Raw genomic sequence first — 17955 nt, 5'->3', positions numbered from 1 at the left:
GAAGCCGTTTCACGATAGGCCTGTGGACGCGGCTAATCTTCAATGTCGGCGCCGCCCCTCATTGCCCTGCCGGGCATTTCTCGCCGTATAGTGACGGGGAGAAAGCAGATGGCCGCACCGCCGGCGTCTTTTTTGCAACGCTGGTGATTGGCGAAAGCACAAATGAGAGTGCCCCTCTCCCCGTCCCTATACGGGGAGAGGATGCCGGCAGGCAGGTGAGGGGCAGAGCCGACTTCGCATTCCTCTGACGCGAAGCCCGAGGCTGGGCCACCTCAATGCTTGATACGATCCCGCATCGCGTACCACAGCATGCCCAGCACATAGAGCGGACCGCGCAGCACCGTGCCGCCGGGGAACGGCATCGGGGTCAGCGTCGAGAACAGGTCGAGCCGCGAGGCGTCGCCGGTGATCGCCTCGGCCAAGAGCTTGCCCGACAGCGTCGACAGGATGACGCCCTTGCCGGAATAGCCATGCGCGAAATAGACCTCGCCATAGTGCCCGACATGCGGCAGCCGCGACGTCGTCACCGACACCAGCCCGCCCCAGGCATGATCGATGCGGCAGCCCTTGAGCTGCGGGAAGGTGCCTTCCATATGCGGCCGCACGAAGCCGGCGATATCGGCCGGCGGCGTCGGCGTGTAGCGCTCGCCGCCGCCGAACAGCAGCCGGCCATCCGCCGACATGCGGTAATAGTTGACGACGAAGCGTGTGTCGGACACCGCGACATTGGCCGGGATGACATTGCGCGTGCCTTCCAGCGGCTCGGTGGCGACGATGTAGTTGCCGACCGGCATGATGCGGCTGTTGACGCGCGGCTCCAACCCGTTGAGCAGGGCGTCGCCCGCCAACACGACATGCCTGGCCCTGACCGAGCCCTTTGATGTCGACACCCGGATCGAAGGCTCACGCTCCAGCTGCGTGGCCACCGAATTCTCATGGATGATGACGCCGGCCGCGCTTGCTGCGCGGGCAAGGCCGAGCGTGTAGTTGAGCGGATGCATGTGGCCGCCAAGCGGCTCGTACATCGCGCCGTGATAGGGCGTGTCGACCTTGCCGCGTGCGTCCGCCGCCGACAGGATCTCGGCATGCGGGAACTTCATCACCTTAGCCAGGCACTCGGCCTCTTCCTCCAGATCCCTCAGATCGGAGCTGTTGACCGCGCCGACAAGATGGCCGGTCAGCCGCAGATCGCAATCGATGGCATGGCGCTCGATGATGTCGAGCACCAGCCCGCGCGCCTCGAAGGCGAGATCGAACAGCGCCTTTGCCCGCTCGGGCCCGTAGGCCTTGACCAGCCCCTTGGCGCCCTTGCGCAGGCCGGGGATCATCTGGCCGCCATTGCGCCCCGATGCCCCCCAGCCGATCTTGCCGCCTTCGAGCAGCACCACCTTCAGCCCGCGTTCGGCGGCGTGAAGGGCCGCGGACAGGCCGGTGCAGCCGCCGCCGACAACCACCAGATCGGCGTCGACATCGCCCTGCAAAGCGGGATGGTCCGGCGCCGGATTGGCGGTGGCGACATAATAGGATTTGCCGATATCAAGACCGGAATTGAAACCCGTTGAAGATGCCATGATCACACCTTCAACAGCAGGTGGTCGCGTTCCCAGCTCGTCACCACGCTCTGGAACAGGTCGAGTTCGACGCTCTTGACGCGCAGATAGGTCTGGAAGAAGTCCTCGCCGAGCAGTTTGCGCACCGGGTCGCAAGCCTCGAAACGATCGAGCGCCTCCTCCATGGTTTTCGGCAGCGTGCTCCTGATCTTGTAGGCATTGCCCGAGGCTTCGGCCGAGCGCTCCAGCTTCTGCTCGACGCCGAGATAGCCGGCGAGCAGCGAGCCGGCGATCGCCAGATAGGGATTGGAATCGGCACCGGGCAGCCGGTTCTCCACCCGCCGCGCGGCACGGCCACCGGCCGGCACACGCAGGCCGCAGGAGCGGTTGTCATGCGACCACTCGATGTTGGCCGGCGCGCTGTGGTTCGGCCGGATGCGGCGGAACGAGTTCACGTTGGGCGCGAACAGCGGCATGATTTCGGGAACGTATTTCTGCAGGCCGCCGATGAAATGGCCGAACATCTCGGTATCGGTATCGTCAGCGCTGGCAAACAACGCGTTGCCGGCTTCGTCGACGACGGACATGTGCAGATGCATCGAGCTGCCGGCCTGGGCCGCGATGGGCTTGGCCATGAAGGTGGCATGCATGCCGCATTGCTGCGCGGCCTGGCGCGTCAATCGCTTGAACAGCAGCACCTTGTCGGCCAGCGGCAGCGCATCGCCATGCAGGAGGTTGATTTCCAACTGTGCGGTGCCCGATTCATGGATCAGCGTGTCGAGCGGCAGGCCGGCGGCGGCGGCATAATCATAGACGCGCCGGATCACCGGCTCGAATTCCTCGAGTGCCGCCATGTCGTAGGGATGCTGCACGCCTTCGGCGCGGCCATTGGCGCCAACCGGCGCTGTCAGCGGCTTGTCCGGATCAGGGTTTGGCGCGGTGAGATAGAATTCGAGCTCCGGTGCCACCACCGCCCGCCAGCCGCGCTGGCGATAGAGATCGAGCACCGCGCGCAGCACATGGCGCGGCGAGGCCATCCATGGCCGGTCGTCCATATGGAATGCATCGGCGAAGACATAGGCCTTGCCCGCGGCGGCACCCGGCGCCAGGCACAGCGTCGAGACATCAGGCACCATGCGCATGTCCGGGTCCGAATAAGCAAAACCCTCGTCGATCGAGCCGGAATAGCGGCCATCGATGCTGACCAGGAAGGCGCTGCTCGGCAGATAGAGCGCGCGGTCCTCCAGCGCCTTGAGGAATTTGGCTGTCGGCAACGCCTTGCCGCGCAACACACCGTTCATGTCGGGCACCAGGCATTCGACCTCGGTGATGCCGTGCTGGGTCAACCAGGTCTTGGGATCGCTGGAGATCGTCGCGGTATTCGTGTTCTTATCAAGCATTTCGTTCACGTCCGTATCAGGGAAAGTATGGCTTGCGCGGCCACATCCGTTCCGGGTTTCAGCGCCATCTGGGCTGCATTGTCCTTGAGGCGGGCGCGCATGGCGTCATCGGCCAGCAGGCCGAGAATGGCTCTCTCCAGTACTCCTTCGGTCCAGCCGTCTCGGCCGATATGGTCACCGACGCCGGTCTCCACGGCGCGTCGGGCATTGTCGTGTCCGTCCCAGCAATAGGGCATGATCAGCGACGGCACGCCGAAACGCAGCGCCTCGCAAAAGCTGTTGTTGCCGCCGTGGTGGATGAACAGGTCCGACTTTGCCACCACCGAGGGCTGCGGAAACCAGGCGTCGAGATAGACATTGTCCGGCACCGCGCGATAGGCATCGCGCAGGCCGCCGACATTGACGATGAAGCGGGCCGGCAGGCGGTCGAACACAGCCAGCATGCGCTCGATCAGGCCGACATCCATGGCACCGAGACTGCCGAAGCTGACATAGACCAGCGGCCCGCCATTGCGCGGGAAAACCGGCACCTCGAACGGCCCTTCCGAACGCACGCAGCCTTCGAGATAGACGAAGCGCGCCGGGTCGAGCGGCTCGGCGCGTTCGCGGCGCACGATCGACGGCGTCAAGAGCAGATTGAGGTCGGGCGAGCTTTCCAGGAACAGGCCCTTGGGCAGCGGCGCCAGGCCGGCATCCGTCCGGAAGCGGTTGAAGCGATCATGGGCCGGCGCGGAGGCGGTCAGGTACCGAGCCTCGAACGCCGCGCGTTGCGGGTCATCCGCGCCGAGTCCCGACAGATAAGGCGGAACCAGCGGGTCCGGGAGCTCGGTCTCGGCGCAGGAGACGACGCGCACCCAGGGACAGCCGGCGGCTTCTATCGCGGGGAACATGATGACATTGTCGAGCACCACCGCATCCGGCTTCAGCCGCGCCAGCAATTGGCGCAGTGGCGCCTCGGCATTGACCGCGGTGTCGACGATCGCCTGCCAGGTCGGCGCGACATAGGTTTCCAGCTGGTCGATCGGGCTCAGCCTGAAATGCGGCAGGTGGCGGCGCACGAAGGCCTGCCAGTAGCTCTGGCGCTCGCTGTCGGTCAGCGGCTCGTCGGTCGGCAGCTGGTATTCCTGAAAACCATAGTCGGCAAAGACACCGGAGAAGCCGGCATGACAGATGAACACCGGCCGGGCGCCCCGCGCCCGCAACGCCTGGGCGATGCCGACGCAATTCAGCGCCGCGCCGAAGCTCGCTTCGGGAAACAGCGCGATGGTCGGGCTGGCTCTGCGCGTCAATTAATCCTCTTCATTCCGGCCGGCTGATCATGCCGAACAGGGCGGGGGCCCCGCGACTGGCCGCTTGCGGCCGCTGGCTGCGGGAGAGCCGCAGGTGAACGCGAAGCAGATCGGCAGCCACCTCATACTGCCGGCTTTCGAGATGGTCGAGTATGTTCAGGTGTTCCAGCAAGGATTGCCGCAACCGAAAGACGTTGACGCCGCCATAGATGCCCGGCAACCGCCGCAGCCTGAGGTGACCCGCCAGCGCATCGGCAACGAAGCGGTTGGCGCAGCCCTCGGCGATCATGCCGTGAAAATCGATATCCAGTCGCTGGAATTCGCGCGTGTCGAACGCGGCGTCGGGCAGCGCCGACAGCGCTTCCATGCCCTGGCGCAACGCCGCCGCTCGCCCCCCATCCAGCCGGAAGCCGGGCGTCAGGATCGCGGCGGGCTCCAGCAGCAAGCGGAACTCGTAGCTTTCGCCCTGCGCCTCCGGATCGTCGGGCGCACGGCGGAAAAGCCAGGACTGTCCCGGCGCGCGATCAAGCAGATTCTCTTCCGTCAGTTTGTTCAGAGCTTTTAGTACCGTCTTGCGCTCGGCATTGTACCGTCGCATCAGCCCCGCGGCGGTCACCGTCTGGTCCAGCCGCCGTGCCGAGCGGTCGCGCAGGATCGCTTCGGCCAGCTCGTCCTCCTCGGTAACAGGCAGCTCGGCGGCAATGGCCGGCTGCGCGGTGAGGTCGATCGCCAGGTGATAACCCGAATCCGCCTCCCAGCGCACGACGCCCCGGTCCGCGAGCAGGCTGAGCGCCGCGCGCACCGGCGTGCGCGAGACATTGCACAGTGAGGCGATCTGCTGCTCGGGCAGGCGTGCGCCGGGCTCGAAGCCGCGCTGCCGCGCCACATCCAGGATGCGCTGCGCCAGATCGAGGTGGTTGGTGCGAGGTCGTCGGGCTGCGGCTTGCATGACTGGTCTCGTGAGCGGACGTGACCGCGTTGATTTGACCGATCGCCAGCGCGGACGCAATCGGCCAGATTCCTCGGTCGCTTGGCAAATTATGGATTGACGTACTTTTTTCTGCAATAGTACTGTCAGTGCAATCGGCGATAAAAAGACCGAGGGAACGGGATCGAGGCAGCGGCACGAGTCGCAAGCGTTGGTCCGGCGAATGAAATTCGACGATCAACCGGAATGGGAGTCTGTCATGACCGCTACCAGCCTGCGGCGCCGTGCGCTGAGAACGTCTTCAATCGCACTCGGCCTTGCCTTGGCGCTGTCTGCGCCGGCGATGGGCGCCGACCTCGTCATTTCCAATTGGGATGGCTACATGGCGCCCGACGCCATGGCCGCCTTCAAGACCGCGACCGGCGTTTCCGGCGAAGTGGTGGTGCACGCCACCAATGAAGAGATCATGGGCAAGCTTATCGCCGCCGGCGGCAAGGGCTATGACGTGGTCTTCGTCTCCTCGCCCTTCGCCGAGGTGCTGAACAAGCTCGGCCTGACCGAGCCGATCGACCACGCCAAGGTCCCCAACCTCGCCAACCTCTATCCGGAAGCGACGAAGCTGCCGCACGATGTCGGCAACACCTTCTCCGTGCCCTACACCTGGGGTACGACGGGCCTCTGCTACCGCTCGGATCTGGTGAAGGTCGCGCCGACGAGCTGGAGCGACCTGCTCGCACCCTCCGATGACCTCAAGGGCAAGACCACCATGCTGGCGACCGATCGCTGGCTGCTGGCCGCCGGACAGCTCGACAAGGGCTTTTCGGTCAACGAGACCGATCCGGCCAAGATGGCCGAGGTCAAGGACCTGCTGATCTCGGCCAAGAAGACCCTGCTCGCCTATGACGACACCACCTTCTATTCGAAGCTGGTGTCGGGCGAGGCACTGATGGTGCAGGCATGGGACGGCTGGTGCAACTATGGCATCGCCGAGAAGCCCGAGATCAAGTACGTCATCCCCAAGGAAGGCTCGGACCTGTGGGTCGACACGATGGTGGTGATGAAGGCGTCCGCCAACAAGGATGCCGCCTTCCAGTTCATCAACTTCATGCTCGACGCCAAGAACCACGCCTGGGCGGCGCAGAACATCGACTACAAGGTGCCGAACAAGCCGGCCATGGAGAGCCTGCCCGCCGATTTCCTGGCCAAGTTCCCCAATATGGCGATGCCGGTGGCCGATCTCGTCAAATTCGAACAACTGCGTGACGTCGGCGACGCCCAGCGCGACTATTCGAAGCTCGTCAGCGAGATCAAGGCCGCGCAGTAAGCGGAGTTCCAGCAGCATCTTGGAATTAAGCTTGCGTTCCGTGTCGCCTCCCTCTGGCCTGCCGGCCATCTCCCCTTTAGCGGGGGAGATTCGCTGGCTTGCAGCCTTTCGCCAGCACCCCCTCATCCGGCCGCTTCGCGGCCACCTTCTCCCCGGCGGGGAGAAGAGGCAAGTGCCGGCGCTGGCGACCTCCTCTCCCCTCGGGGAGAGGTCGGATTGCCCCGAATTGCCCTTTGCAATTCGGCTGGCAATCCGGGTGAGGGGGCAACTGCCGAGACACCATTCCGACGCTGTTGAGATGCCCGGCAGGGCAGAGGGGGGTACTTCATGAAGCACCAACCCTCCCGTTCCTCCCTGCTGATGGCCCCGGCGCTGGTCTGGCTGACCGCGCTGATGGTGGTGCCGTGTGCGCTGGTGCTGGCGCTCGCCTTCTTCCGGCGCGGCATCTATGGCGGTATCGAATACACCTTCACGCTGGAGAATTTCGGGCTGGTCTTCGACCCCCTCTATGCCGGCATCTTCCTCAAATCGGCGCGCATCGCCGGCACGGCGACCCTGATCGCGGTGGTGATCGGTTATGCCGCCGCTTATGCGATCGCTGCCGCGCCGCGCCGGTGGCAGCCGGTGTTCCTGTTCTTCGCGGTGCTGCCGTTCTGGTCCAACTACCTGATCCGCACCTATGCCTGGATCGTGCTGCTCAACCGCGAGGGCCTCATCACCCAGCTGCTGCGCTGGTTCGGCTACACCGGCGATCCGCCGTCGATGCTCTACACCGAAGGCGCGGTCATCGCCGGCCTCGTCTACAACTATTTGCCCTTCGTCATCCTCGCCTGCTACGCGCCGCTGTCGCGGCTCAACCCGGAACTCGCCGAGGCCTCGCGCGACCTCGGCGCTTCCGCGATGACCACGTTTCGCCGCGTCATCCTGCCGCTGACCGTGCCAGGCATCGCCGCCGGCGCGGTCTTCGTCTTCGTGCTGTCGATCGGCAATTTCGTCACCCCCGCCCTGCTCGGCGGCGGCCGCTTCCAGATGATCGGCAATCTCGTCTACGACCAGTTCCTGACCGCCAATGACTGGCCTTTCGGCGCGGCGCTCGCCATGGCGCTGATCGCGATCATGCTGCTGGTGCTGATGGCGCAGGCGCTCCTCGCCGATCGCGCTTCGGGGCATGCCGCACAAGCCGCGGGTAGCGCCGATGGCTGAGCGCTCCCCCGCCACGCGGCGCACGCTCTGGCTCGTGCTCAGCCTCGTCTTCGCCTTCCTCTACATCCCCATCGCCGTACTGGTGGCGCTGTCCTTCAATGAAGGCGGTCTGCCGACGGCATGGTCCGGCTTTTCGCTGAAATGGTATGTCTCGCTGGCCGGCAATTCCGCCATCCTCTCCGCCGCCCTCAACACGCTTGTCGTGGCGCTGGTTTCCACGGCCATCGCCACATTGCTCGGCACGCTGCTGGCGATCGGCGTCGAGATGCGCCGGCAATACGGCAAGGGGCTCGAGGCGCTGATCTTCGCGCCGATGATCATTCCCGACATCGTGCTGGCGATCGCCCTGCTCTCGTTCTTCTCGATGCTCAACCTCACCATGGGGCTGCACACCATCATCCTTGCCCATGTCGTGTTCAACCTCGCCTTCGTCTGTTCGGTGGTGCGCGCCCGGCTGAAGAGTTTCGACTGGTCGATCGTCGAGGCCTCCGCCGATCTCGGCGCCTCCGCCGTCACCACGTTCCGGCGGGTAACCTTGCCGGTCATCCTGCCGGCGGTGATCGCCGGCGCGCTGCTTGCCTTCACCCTGTCGGTCGACGAGTTCATCATCGCCTTCTTCACCGCCGGCGCCGGCCGTGCCTCGACCACGCTGCCGATGCAGATCTACGCGATGATCCGCTTCGGCATCACACCGGAGATCAACGCGCTGGCGACCATCGTCATGGCGGTCTCGATCACCGCGCTGACCCTGTCGCAGCGGCTCAACCGAGGGATGATAGGCCAATGAGCGAACCCCGCACGCTGTTGGCCATCGATCATGTGTCGAAGAATTTCGGCCGGGTCACCGCCGTCGACGGCATCTCGCTCGATATCCGCGAGAACGAGTTCTTCGCGCTGCTCGGCCCGTCCGGCTGCGGCAAGACCACGCTGTTGCGCATGCTGGCCGGTTTCGAGACGCCCAGTGACGGGCGCATCCTGCTCGACGGCAAGGACATCGCCAGGACGCCGCCCAACAAGCGGCCGGTCAACCTGATGTTCCAGTCCTATGCGCTGTTCCCGCATATGAGCGTGCGCGCTAATGTCTCCTACGGGCTGGAGATGGATCGCTTGCCGGCTAAAGAAATCCGCTCCCGCGTCGACGCCATCCTGACGACCACCGAACTTGTCCCGTTCGCCGACCGCAAGCCGGAGCAATTGTCCGGCGGCCAGAAGCAGCGCGTCGCGCTCGCCCGGGCGCTGGTCAAGCGGCCCCGTCTGCTGTTGCTCGACGAACCGCTCGGCGCGCTCGACAAGAAACTGCGCGGCGCCATGCAGTTGGAGCTGAAGCGCCTGCAGCACGAGGTCGGCATCACCTTCGTCATCGTCACCCACGACCAGGAGGAATCGCTGGTCATGGCCGACCGCATGGCGGTGCTCAGGGATGGCAAGCTGCTGCAATGCGACACCCCGCACACGATCTACGAACATCCCGCCGACCGTTTCGTCGCCGACTTCATCGGCGTGATGAATTTTGTCCCGGGCAAGGTCGTCGCCGATGGCGTGGTGGCCGCGAATGGCGCGCGCATCGCCGGCAAGGTTCCCGCAGCGCTCTCGCCTGGCACTTCGGCGGTGGCTTCGGTGCGGCCCGAACGCATCCGGTTGTTCCCGGAGGCCCAGACTGCCAACCGCACCACCGGCACAGTCGAGGCGCTCGCCTATCACGGGCTCGACTTGCAGCTGCATGTCCGCACGCCCCTGTCGCCAAAACCGTTCCTGGTGCGCGTCACATCCGATGCGGCCGACCGCCGACCGGTCTCGTCGGGCGACCAGGTCGAACTCGGCTGGGACCCCGCCGACGTCAGAATTTTCGCAGAGTGAAGGAGAAGCTTGATGGCGCAGAAGACGATCGCGTTTTTTCCCGAAGCGGCCTACGGCCCGGCGCTCAATTCCGTCGGTATCGCCCAGGCGGTCGAGGCGCGCGGCCACAGGGCGGTGTTCCTGTCCGACCCCGGCTTCGTCGATGTCTACAAGGGCTACGGTTTCGAGGCGCATCCGGTGAACCTGTCCGAACCCATGCCGCCCGAGCAGATGGCCAAGTTCTGGGAGGATTTCATCAACGGCCACATCCCGAACTTCCGCAAATCGCCCTACGACCAGGTCGACAACTACGTCAAGGATTGCTGGACGGCGATCGTCGACAGCGCCAAATGGGCGCAGAAGGACCTGCCGCGCGTTCTGGCCAGCATCAAGCCTGACGTCATCTGCGTCGACAACGTCATCCTGTTCCCGGCGATCAAGCAGTTCGGCAAGCCGTGGGTGCGCGTCATCTCCTGCTCGGAAAACGAGATCGAGGACGAGGACATCCCACCGCATCTGTCGGGCTGCGGCGAGAACGACCATGCCGGCCACCAGCGCTACCGCGACCATTTCAACGCGGTGATCAAGCCGATCCATGACGATTTCAACGCGTTCCTCACCGCCAACAACGAAGCGCCCTATCCGATCGGCCAGTTCTTCGAGGCCTCGCCCTACTTGAACCTGCTGCTCTACCCCGAGGCGGCGAAGTTCAAGCGCCGCGATCCGCTCGACCCGGCAAGGTTCCAGTATCTCGAAGGCTGCGTGCGGCAGGAAAAACCCTACACGGTGCCGACCTTCGCGAAAAACAATGACGGGCCGCTGCTCTATGTTTCCTTCGGCAGCCTGGGCGCCGGCGATGTCGAGCTGTTGAAGCGCATCATCGCGACGCTGGGCAAGACGCGCTACCGCGCGCTGGTCAATGTCGGCGGCTACAAGGACCAGTACACCGACGTGCCCGGCAACGTCATCGTCGAGAGCTGGTTCCCGCAGCCTTCGGTCATCCCGCAGGTCGACGCGGTGATCCACCATGGCGGCAACAACTCGTTCACCGAGTGCCTCTATTTCGGCAAGCCGGCGATCATCATGCCCTATGTCTGGGACGGCCACGACAACGCAACCCGCGTGCAGGAAACCGGCCACGGCTTCGGCATGCCCCGCTATGACTGGAACGATGCCGAGCTGATCGCCAGGATAGAGACCTGCCTGACCGATCCGAAGATGAAGGCGAAACTGGCGAAGACATCGGGACAAATGCAGTCGCAGAACGGCCCGGAAAAGGCCGCTGGGTTGCTAGAGGCACTGCTGTGAGCGCGACGTTTGACATGCCGAGCCACGAGCGAAAATGCATCAGAATTCAGCATCGAGCTAGCGGAGCCTCCGCATGACCTCTTCCGCCCCACACCTCCACCAGGCCTCCACCCGCACCGACCTCGTCGACTGGGGCACCCAGCCCGATGCAGTGGAAGGCGCCTCGCATTCCACCGGCAGGCTGGTGCACAAAGGGCCGAACAATCAGCCTGAGTCCGGCATCTGGGTCTGCACGCCTGGACGCTGGCGCCTGAGCATCCCGCGCGACGAATTGTGCCATTTCGTCGCCGGTCGCGCGACCTACCGCTCGGATGTCGGCGAGGTGATAGAAGTCTCCCCGGGGACCGTGGTCATGTTCCCCGCCGGCTGGACGGGCGAATGCACGGTGCATGAGACCATGCGCAACATCTACATGCTGGCCTGACCGAGGAACTGATATGCCGACACCGCACTGGCCAAAGGCCTCAACCGTGGAACTGGACGACTGGGGCGCGGGCAGCAACACGCTTGCCGGCGCGCCACGCGCCTCCGGCAAGATCCTGTCGCAGAACCCGGACGGATCGAGCGAATGCGGCCTGTGGTCCTGCACGCCGGGCACCCGCAAGGTCACCTTCGCCGCCGACGAGTTCTGCCACTTCCTGTCGGGTCTCGGCAGCTATGTCCATGAGAATGGGGAGCAAATCCCGGTCGAGGCCGGCACGCTCGTGTTCTTCCCCGCCGGCTGGACCGGCATCTCCATCATCACGCAAACGCTGACCAAGGCCTTCATGTGCCGGTGAGCACTCTTTCAAGGAAATCGATATGACCACGCCGATCATGCAATCGCCGCTCGCCATCACCGACCTCGTCGACTGGGGCGTCATCCCGACGATGATAGAGGGCGAATCCCGCACCTCGGGCAAGCTTCTGTACAAGGGACCGGAAGGCCGCTCCGAATGCGGCCTGTGGGTCTGCACGCCCGGCAAATGGCACTGCCACGTCACCCGCGACGAGTTCTGCCACTTCCTCGAGGGCCGCTGCACCTACGTGCACGAAGCCGGCGAGGTGATCGAGATCGAGCCGGACACGGCGGCCTTCTTTCCGCAGGACTGGAAAGGCGTCTGCACCGTCCATGAGACGATCAAGAAGGTCTACATGATCCGCTGAGCCTCGGCAGGGCGAATCCTCAAAAAAGCTCCATAAGTGGAGAAGGACAAAAATGCATTTCTCCCCTGACCGGCCGACCTTCTTCGTCAATCCGGACTACCGGCCGATGGCCGGCGCGAACAAACCGGTGATCGATCCGGCCACGCTTGAAACGGTCGGCACCATCGCGGCGGCCAGCGACGACGAAATCGACGCCGTGCTCACCGCCGCGACCAAGGCTCAAGGTCCCTGGAAAAAGCTCGACGCCAAGAGCCGGGCGAAACACCTCCATGCCGTCGCCAACGCCATCGAGGCGGCGGACCTCACACGCTGCGCCGAGCTGATGGTGCGCGAGATGGGCAAGCCCTATCCGGAAGCCATCGGCGAGATCGCCAATTGCGCGCCGATCTTCCGCTACTATGCCGAGATGGCGCGCGACGACGCCGGCAAGATCGCCGGCACGACGCAGGCCGGTTCTTTCCAGTATGCGCGCTACGAGCCCTATGGCGTCTCCGTCCACATCATGCCCTACAATTTTCCGATCCTGTTGATGTGCTGGACCGTGGCGGCATCGCTCGCCGCGGGCAATGCCTGCGTCATCAAGCCGGCCGAGGCGACGACGCTGTCGACGCTGGACTATATGGCCGTGTTCCGCTCGCTGCCGGAAGGCCTGGTCTCCTGCCTGCCCGGTGGCGCGGCCACGGCGCAGGCGCTGATCGCTTCCGACCGCACCCATGCTGTCGCCTTCACCGGTTCGGTCGCCGCCGGCAAGGCGGTGGCGGTGGCATGCGCCGAGCGCATGAAGCCTTGCGTCATCGAGGCCGGCGGCAGCGATCCGCTGATCATCAGCGAGCATGCTCCACTCGAGGTCGCGGCGGCCGGCAGCGTCACCGCCGCCTTCCACCTCACCGGCCAGGTCTGCACCTCGGCCGAGCGCTTCTTCGTCGTCGACGCCGTGCATGACCGCTTCGTCGCGCTGTTCGCCGAAAGGACGCGCGCCCTGCGCATCGGCAACGGCATGGACAAGACCGAGATCTGCCCGCTGGTCAGCGAGGCGGCGCGGGCGAAAGTCATGCGGCTGGTTGACGACGCCATCGCGCACGGCGCCAAGGCAGTCACCGGCGGGCGCATCCCACCGGCGCATGACACCGGCTGGTTCTACGAGCCAACCATCCTCACCGGCGTCACCCCTGACATGGCGATCGTGCGCGAGGAGTGTTTTGGGCCGGTCGCCGCCATCTGCCGGGTCAAGGATTTCGACGAGGCGATCCGCCTCGCCAATGACAGCCCGTTCGGGCTCGGCGCCTCGGTCTTCACCACCGACCTCGCCGAGGCGCATGAGGCGGCCGAACGGCTCGAGGCCGGCATGGTATGGGTCAACAATCCGCTGATCGACAATGACGCGCTGCCCTTCGGCGGCTGGAAGGCCTCGGGCCTCGGTCGCGAGCTTGGACGCCAGGGGCTCGATGCCTTCCGCCGCTCGAAGATGGTGATCATCGACCACAAGCCGGCAATCCAGGAATGGTGGTACCCCTATCCCGACAGCTGGTTCCGCGAGACCGGCGGCCGCAAGCATGTCTGAGCGAGAAGCCGTCGAAGCATTCGTGCCGAAGGCGTTGACCCGCCCTGCGCGTATCAGGCCAGCCCGAACCTCTCCACCGCCCGCATGATGCCGCGCAATTCGGCGAGGCCCTTGAGCCGGCCGATCAGCGAATAGCCGGGGTTGATCCTGGTCTTGCCGATGTCGTCGGCAAGAAGGTGGCCGTGGTCCGGACGCATCGGTATGCGCCAGTCGGCCCTGCCCTCTTTGCGCCGGCGCGCCTCCTCCTTCATCAGCGCCAAGATGACATCAGCCATGTCGGTGGAGCCCTCCAGGTGCTCCGCTTCGAAGAAGGAGCCGTCGTCCTCGCGCGTCACGTTGCGCAGATGCGCGAAATGGATTTTGGGCGCGAATTCCCTGATCATCGCGACAAGGTCGTTGTCGGCGCGCACACCGTAGGAGCCGGTGCAGAAGGTCAGGCCGTTCGCCGGGCTGTCGACCGTCTCCAGGATGAAGCGCGCATCCTCCGCGGTGGAGACGACCCGCGGCAGCCCGAACAGCGAGAAGGGCGGATCGTCGGGATGGATGCACATGCGCGCGCCGACGTCCTCGGCAACGGGGACGATCTCCTTCAGGAACCAGGCCAGGTTGGCGCGCAATTCCGTCGGGCCGATCGCGTCATAGTCGGCGAGCGCCTCGCGCATCGTCTCGCGATTGTATTTGCGTTCAGTCGCCGGGAGCCCGGCAATCAGGTTGCGCTCTATCCTGGCGACCTGCTCGTCGCTCAGGCTCTTCAGCCGCGCTTGGGCCTCCTTGAGACGCGCCGGGCCGTAGCTTGCCTCGGCATTCCGGCGCTTCAGCACGAACACGTCATAGGCGGCAAAGTCGATCGCATCGAAGCGCAATGCAAAGCCGGTTGTCGGCAGCCGGTAGGCGAGATCGGTGCGGGTCCAGTCGACCACCGGCATAAAGTTGTAGCAGATGGTGGCGATGCCGGCCTTGGCCAGTGCCCGAATCGTGTCCTTGTAGAAGCCGGCATAGCGCTGCCGTTCCGCAGAACCGATCTTGATCGAGTTGTGGACGGGAATGCTCTCCACCACCGACCAGCTCAGCCCTGCCGCTTCGATGATGCGCTTGCGCTCGAGTATGTCGTCCAGGGACCACGCCCGGCCATCATAGATGTTGTGCAAGGCTGAAACGACGCCCGTCGCCCCAGCCTGTTTGACATGGTCGAGCGTGACCGGATCGTCCGGACCGTACCAGCGCCAGCATTGTTCCATGATTGCCTCATCCGTGGTTGCGATAGACCATATTGTCGGACCACAATGGCAGTCAAATCGAGCGATCGCGACAGGCTGGCTCGGCCATCCGCTGAACCAGCCTCCGGACTTTGCGCCACGGTTCCCGCAGGAGGGTCCGCCTCCCGGCAGAATCCCGGCGACCATTGAGGGAGTTTCAGCAATGAAGGATTTCGACGGCAAGGTCGCCCTGGTGACGGGGACGACCGGGATCGGCCTGGCAAGCGCCCGGCGGCTGGCGGCGGGCGGGGCAGCGATCCTCGCCTGCGGCATCGACGAGGCCGCCAATGCGGCCATGCAGGCCGAATTCGAGCGCGCCGGCGCCGCGGCTCTGGTGGCGACTGTGGATGTTTCCGTGCCGGACGAGGTGGCCGGGGCGATCGCAGCCGGTGTCGGGCGCTTCGGCGGGCTGGACATCATCGTCAATTCCGCAGCCGTGCATCCCTATGGCACCGCCACCAGCACGGATTTCGAAACCTGGAACCGGGCGATGTCGGTCAATGTCGGCTCCATCTATCTCACCGCCCGTTTCGGCATTCCCGAAATGATCAAGCGGGGCGGCGGCGCCATCGTCAACGTGTCCTCGGTGCAGGGGCATGCCTGTCAGCAGAACGTCGCCGCCTACGCCACCACCAAGGGCGCGATCCACACGCTGACGCGCTCGCTGGCGCTCGACTATGCACGCCAGGGGATCCGCGTGAACTCGGTCAGTCCAGGATCGATCCGCACGCCTATTCTCGAGCGGGCCGCGCGCGGCGACAACGGCACCGACGCTGACATCGAAGCCGCATTCAAGCGCTTCGGCGAAGCCCACCCGATCGGCCGCATCGGCGAGCCGGAAGAGGTGGCCGAGCTCATCGCCTTTCTGTGCTCGTCCAAGGCGGGCTTCTGCACCGGCGCCGACTACAAGATAGACGGCGGCCTGACCGCCGGCATCGGGGTGAAGTGAGAGGCGGGCCGCCGGCCCCAATCAGCGTTTGATCAGGCGGTCGCGCCGGCTTCCCAGGACCCGGTTTCAGCCATCCGCTTCAGCAGCGGCGCGGGCTTGAACACATCCTTGCCAGTCCGCTGATGCCAATATTCGAGGCGCTCGATGATCTTGCCCGCCCCTTCGAGACCAGCCCAGAACATCGGGCCGCCCTTGCCGATGGGAAAGCCGTAGCCGTTGACCCAGACGACATCGATGTCGGACGCGCGGGCCGCTATCCCTTCCTCCAGAATCTTCGCCCCCTCGTTGACCAGGGGATAGAGCGTGCGCTCGATGATCTCCGCGGCGCCGATCGTGCGCGGCGCGATGCCCTTCTCGGCGGCCTTGTCGCGGATCAGCGCCTCGACCTCGGGATCCGGAACCGGTGTGCGCGTGCCGGCCTCGTAGAGATAGAAGCCTCGGCCGGTCTTCTGGCCGAAACGCCCCAGCTCGCACAGCGTGTCGGCAATGTCAGCCGTCTGGCCGCGCGCCTTGCGGTTGCGCCAGCCGATGTCGAGGCCGGCGAGATCGCCCATCTGGAACGGCCCCATCGGCCAGCCGAAATCGGTGAACGCCTGGTCGATCTGGCGCGGCGTGGCACCCTCCAGCAGCAGCGCCTCGGATTCGGCGCCACGCGCCGCCAGCATGCGGTTGCCGACGAAGCCGTGGCAGACCCCGACGACGACGGCCACCTTGCCGATCCGCCGCGCCAGGTCGACCACGGTCGCCAGCGCATCGGGCGCGGTCTTCTCGGCCCGCACGATCTCCAGCAGCTTCATGACATTGGCCGGCGAGAAGAAATGCAGGCCAAGCACATCCTGAGGCCGCAAGGTCGAGGCGGCGATTTCGTTGATGTCGAGATAGGAGGTGTTGGTGGCGAGGATCGCGCCGGGCCTGGCTATCGCATCCAGCTTGCCGAACACCTCCTTCTTGACCGCCATGTCCTCGAACACGGCCTCGACGATCAGGTCGCAATCGGTGAGATCGGCATAGTCGGTGGAGCCCTTGAACTGGGCGAGCCGCTGCCGCCTGGCATCTTCGGTCAAGGAGCCGCGACTGACCGAGACGGCATAATTCCTGTCGATCGTCGCCAGCCCGCGCTGCAACGCCTCCTGGCTGGTTTCCAGCAATGTGACGGGATAGCCGCCATTGGCGAAGGCAATGGCGATGCCGCCGCCCATCGTGCCGGCGCCGATGACGCCGACACGGCCAATCCTGCGCTTGGGCGTGTCCTTGCCCGGAAGCTTTGCCGCCTCACGTTCGGCGAAGAACAAATGGCGCTGGGCGCGCGACTGGTCGCTGGCGACGAGCCCAGCGAATAGCGCGCGCTCCGCCGCCAGCGCTTCGTCGAAGGGCAGCGTGACGGCATTGCGCACCGCCTGCGCGCAGGCGATCGGCGCTTCGAGGCCGCGCGCCTTCCTGGCAAGATCCGCTGCCTCGGCGTCGAAGGCCGCCAGGTCGGTTTCCCCAAGCCCCTCATCGCGATCGCGCACCGGCGTGAAGGGGCCACCCTTGCGGGCTATCTCCCTGGCGAAGTTCACGACATGCGTGGTCAGATCGCCTTCGAAGACGGCATCGACGAGACCGGCGGCATGCGCCTCGGCCGCACCGATCGGCGCACCGGAAACGATCATCTTGAGCGCCTTCACCGCGCCGACAAGACGCGGCAGCCGCACCGTACCGCCACCGCCCGGCAGCAGGCCGAGCTTCACCTCGGGAAGGCCGAGCTTGGCGCCGGCATCGGCGACACGGAAATGGCAGCCGAGCGCCAGTTCCAGGCCGCCGCCGAGCGCGGTGCCGTGGATGGCGGCGACCGTCGGCTTGGCGATGGTTTCCAGCATGGCCACGATGGCACGCAGATCGGGCTGCTGCACCGGCTTGCCGAACTCGGTGATATCAGCGCCGGCGACGAACGTCCGGCCGGCGCAGGCGATGACAATGGCAGCAACCGAACTGTCATCGCGCAGCCCAACCAGCGCCTTCATCAACGGCTCGCGGACATGAAAACTCAGCGCGTTGACCGGCGGGTTGTCGATGGTGACGATGGCGACATCGCCGTCACGGTTGAGCTTCAGGAAATCGGACACGCAAAACCTCCCAGCAATGGTGCGCGGCCCATGGCCGCGCGAACCGGATTTACAGCGCCATGACGCGGATGGGAACCGGATGCCGGCCTGGCACAATGAT

Annotated in this window: 16 protein-coding genes; 10 read left to right on the top strand and 6 right to left on the bottom strand. The window is 65.2% G+C overall.

The window, feature by feature from the left end:
- Nucleotides 1-272: 272 nt before the first annotated feature.
- Genes OOJ09_RS08470 through OOJ09_RS08455 form a run of 4 tightly spaced genes read right to left on the bottom strand, consistent with a single transcriptional unit; the run spans nucleotide 273 to nucleotide 5188 of the window.
- Nucleotides 273-1571 carry an NAD(P)/FAD-dependent oxidoreductase gene (locus tag OOJ09_RS08470; RefSeq protein WP_269904750.1) on the bottom strand — a complete coding sequence of 433 codons (1299 nt, stop codon included), beginning with the start codon at nucleotides 1569-1571 and terminating at the stop codon, nucleotides 273-275.
- A 2-nt stretch (nucleotides 1572-1573) separates the two neighbouring features.
- Nucleotides 1574-2950: a glutamine synthetase family protein gene (locus tag OOJ09_RS08465; protein WP_269904749.1), complete on the bottom strand. Its 1377-nt coding sequence runs from the start codon at nucleotides 2948-2950 to the stop codon at nucleotides 1574-1576.
- A gap of 5 nt (nucleotides 2951-2955) precedes the next feature.
- Entirely contained in the window at nucleotides 2956-4239 is a 1284-nt protein-coding gene (locus OOJ09_RS08460) for a glycosyltransferase (protein WP_269904748.1), read from the bottom strand.
- A 10-nt stretch (nucleotides 4240-4249) separates the two neighbouring features.
- A complete protein-coding gene (locus OOJ09_RS08455) occupies nucleotides 4250-5188 on the bottom strand; it encodes a GntR family transcriptional regulator (RefSeq protein WP_269904747.1) in 939 nt (312 codons plus the stop codon).
- A gap of 238 nt (nucleotides 5189-5426) precedes the next feature.
- Between OOJ09_RS08455 and OOJ09_RS08450 the strand changes: the two genes are divergently transcribed.
- From OOJ09_RS08450 to OOJ09_RS08410, 9 genes are all read left to right on the top strand, one after another.
- Entirely contained in the window at nucleotides 5427-6491 is a 1065-nt protein-coding gene (locus tag OOJ09_RS08450) for a polyamine ABC transporter substrate-binding protein (RefSeq protein WP_269904746.1), read from the top strand.
- A 360-nt stretch (nucleotides 6492-6851) separates the two neighbouring features.
- Entirely contained in the window at nucleotides 6852-7694 is an 843-nt protein-coding gene (locus tag OOJ09_RS08445) for an ABC transporter permease (protein WP_269904874.1), read from the top strand.
- Complete coding sequence (locus OOJ09_RS08440; protein WP_269904745.1) at nucleotides 7687-8481, top strand: ABC transporter permease; 795 nt, start codon at nucleotides 7687-7689, stop codon at nucleotides 8479-8481. Before OOJ09_RS08445 ends, OOJ09_RS08440 begins: the two co-directional genes overlap by 8 nt.
- On the top strand, nucleotides 8478-9551 hold the full coding sequence (locus tag OOJ09_RS08435; RefSeq protein WP_269904744.1) for an ABC transporter ATP-binding protein: 1074 nt from the start codon (nucleotides 8478-8480) through the stop codon (nucleotides 9549-9551). The genes OOJ09_RS08440 and OOJ09_RS08435 overlap by 4 nt, the downstream gene beginning before the upstream one ends.
- Nucleotides 9552-9563: 12 nt before the next feature.
- Nucleotides 9564-10838, top strand: a complete 1275-nt coding sequence (locus OOJ09_RS08430; protein ID WP_269904743.1) for a glycosyltransferase — start codon at nucleotides 9564-9566, stop codon at nucleotides 10836-10838.
- A 73-nt stretch (nucleotides 10839-10911) separates the two neighbouring features.
- Complete coding sequence (locus tag OOJ09_RS08425) at nucleotides 10912-11262, top strand: cupin domain-containing protein (RefSeq protein ID WP_269904742.1); 351 nt, start codon at nucleotides 10912-10914, stop codon at nucleotides 11260-11262.
- A gap of 13 nt (nucleotides 11263-11275) precedes the next feature.
- Nucleotides 11276-11617 (top strand): cupin domain-containing protein, encoded by a 342-nt coding sequence (locus OOJ09_RS08420; RefSeq protein ID WP_269904741.1) that lies wholly within the window; start codon nucleotides 11276-11278, stop codon nucleotides 11615-11617.
- Nucleotides 11618-11639: 22 nt separating this feature from the next.
- The gene (locus tag OOJ09_RS08415; RefSeq protein ID WP_269904740.1) at nucleotides 11640-11984 is read left to right on the top strand and encodes a cupin domain-containing protein; all 345 of its coding nucleotides are present in this window, start codon (nucleotides 11640-11642) and stop codon (nucleotides 11982-11984) included.
- Between the two features lie 52 nt (nucleotides 11985-12036).
- On the top strand, nucleotides 12037-13545 hold the full coding sequence (locus tag OOJ09_RS08410; RefSeq protein ID WP_269904739.1) for an aldehyde dehydrogenase family protein: 1509 nt from the start codon (nucleotides 12037-12039) through the stop codon (nucleotides 13543-13545).
- A 53-nt stretch (nucleotides 13546-13598) separates the two neighbouring features.
- On the opposite strand, the gene uxuA is transcribed toward OOJ09_RS08410, so the two are convergent.
- A complete protein-coding gene (gene uxuA, locus OOJ09_RS08405) occupies nucleotides 13599-14783 on the bottom strand; it encodes a mannonate dehydratase (protein ID WP_269904738.1) in 1185 nt (394 codons plus the stop codon).
- Between the two features lie 181 nt (nucleotides 14784-14964).
- Here uxuA and OOJ09_RS08400 point away from each other — a divergent pair, with 181 nt between their 5' ends.
- The gene (locus tag OOJ09_RS08400; protein WP_269904737.1) at nucleotides 14965-15750 is read left to right on the top strand and encodes an SDR family NAD(P)-dependent oxidoreductase; all 786 of its coding nucleotides are present in this window, start codon (nucleotides 14965-14967) and stop codon (nucleotides 15748-15750) included.
- A gap of 32 nt (nucleotides 15751-15782) precedes the next feature.
- Here OOJ09_RS08400 and OOJ09_RS08395 read toward each other — a convergent pair whose 3' ends face one another.
- The gene (locus OOJ09_RS08395; RefSeq protein ID WP_269904736.1) at nucleotides 15783-17855 is read right to left on the bottom strand and encodes a 3-hydroxyacyl-CoA dehydrogenase NAD-binding domain-containing protein; all 2073 of its coding nucleotides are present in this window, start codon (nucleotides 17853-17855) and stop codon (nucleotides 15783-15785) included.
- Nucleotides 17856-17955 lie beyond the last annotated feature (100 nt).

The sequence above is a fragment of the Mesorhizobium qingshengii genome (assembly GCF_027563465.1).
GTDB lineage: Bacteria > Pseudomonadota > Alphaproteobacteria > Rhizobiales > Rhizobiaceae > Mesorhizobium > Mesorhizobium qingshengii_A.
The sequence above is the reverse complement of the archived record's forward strand: the minus strand, read 5'-3'. Positions and strand labels throughout refer to the sequence as shown.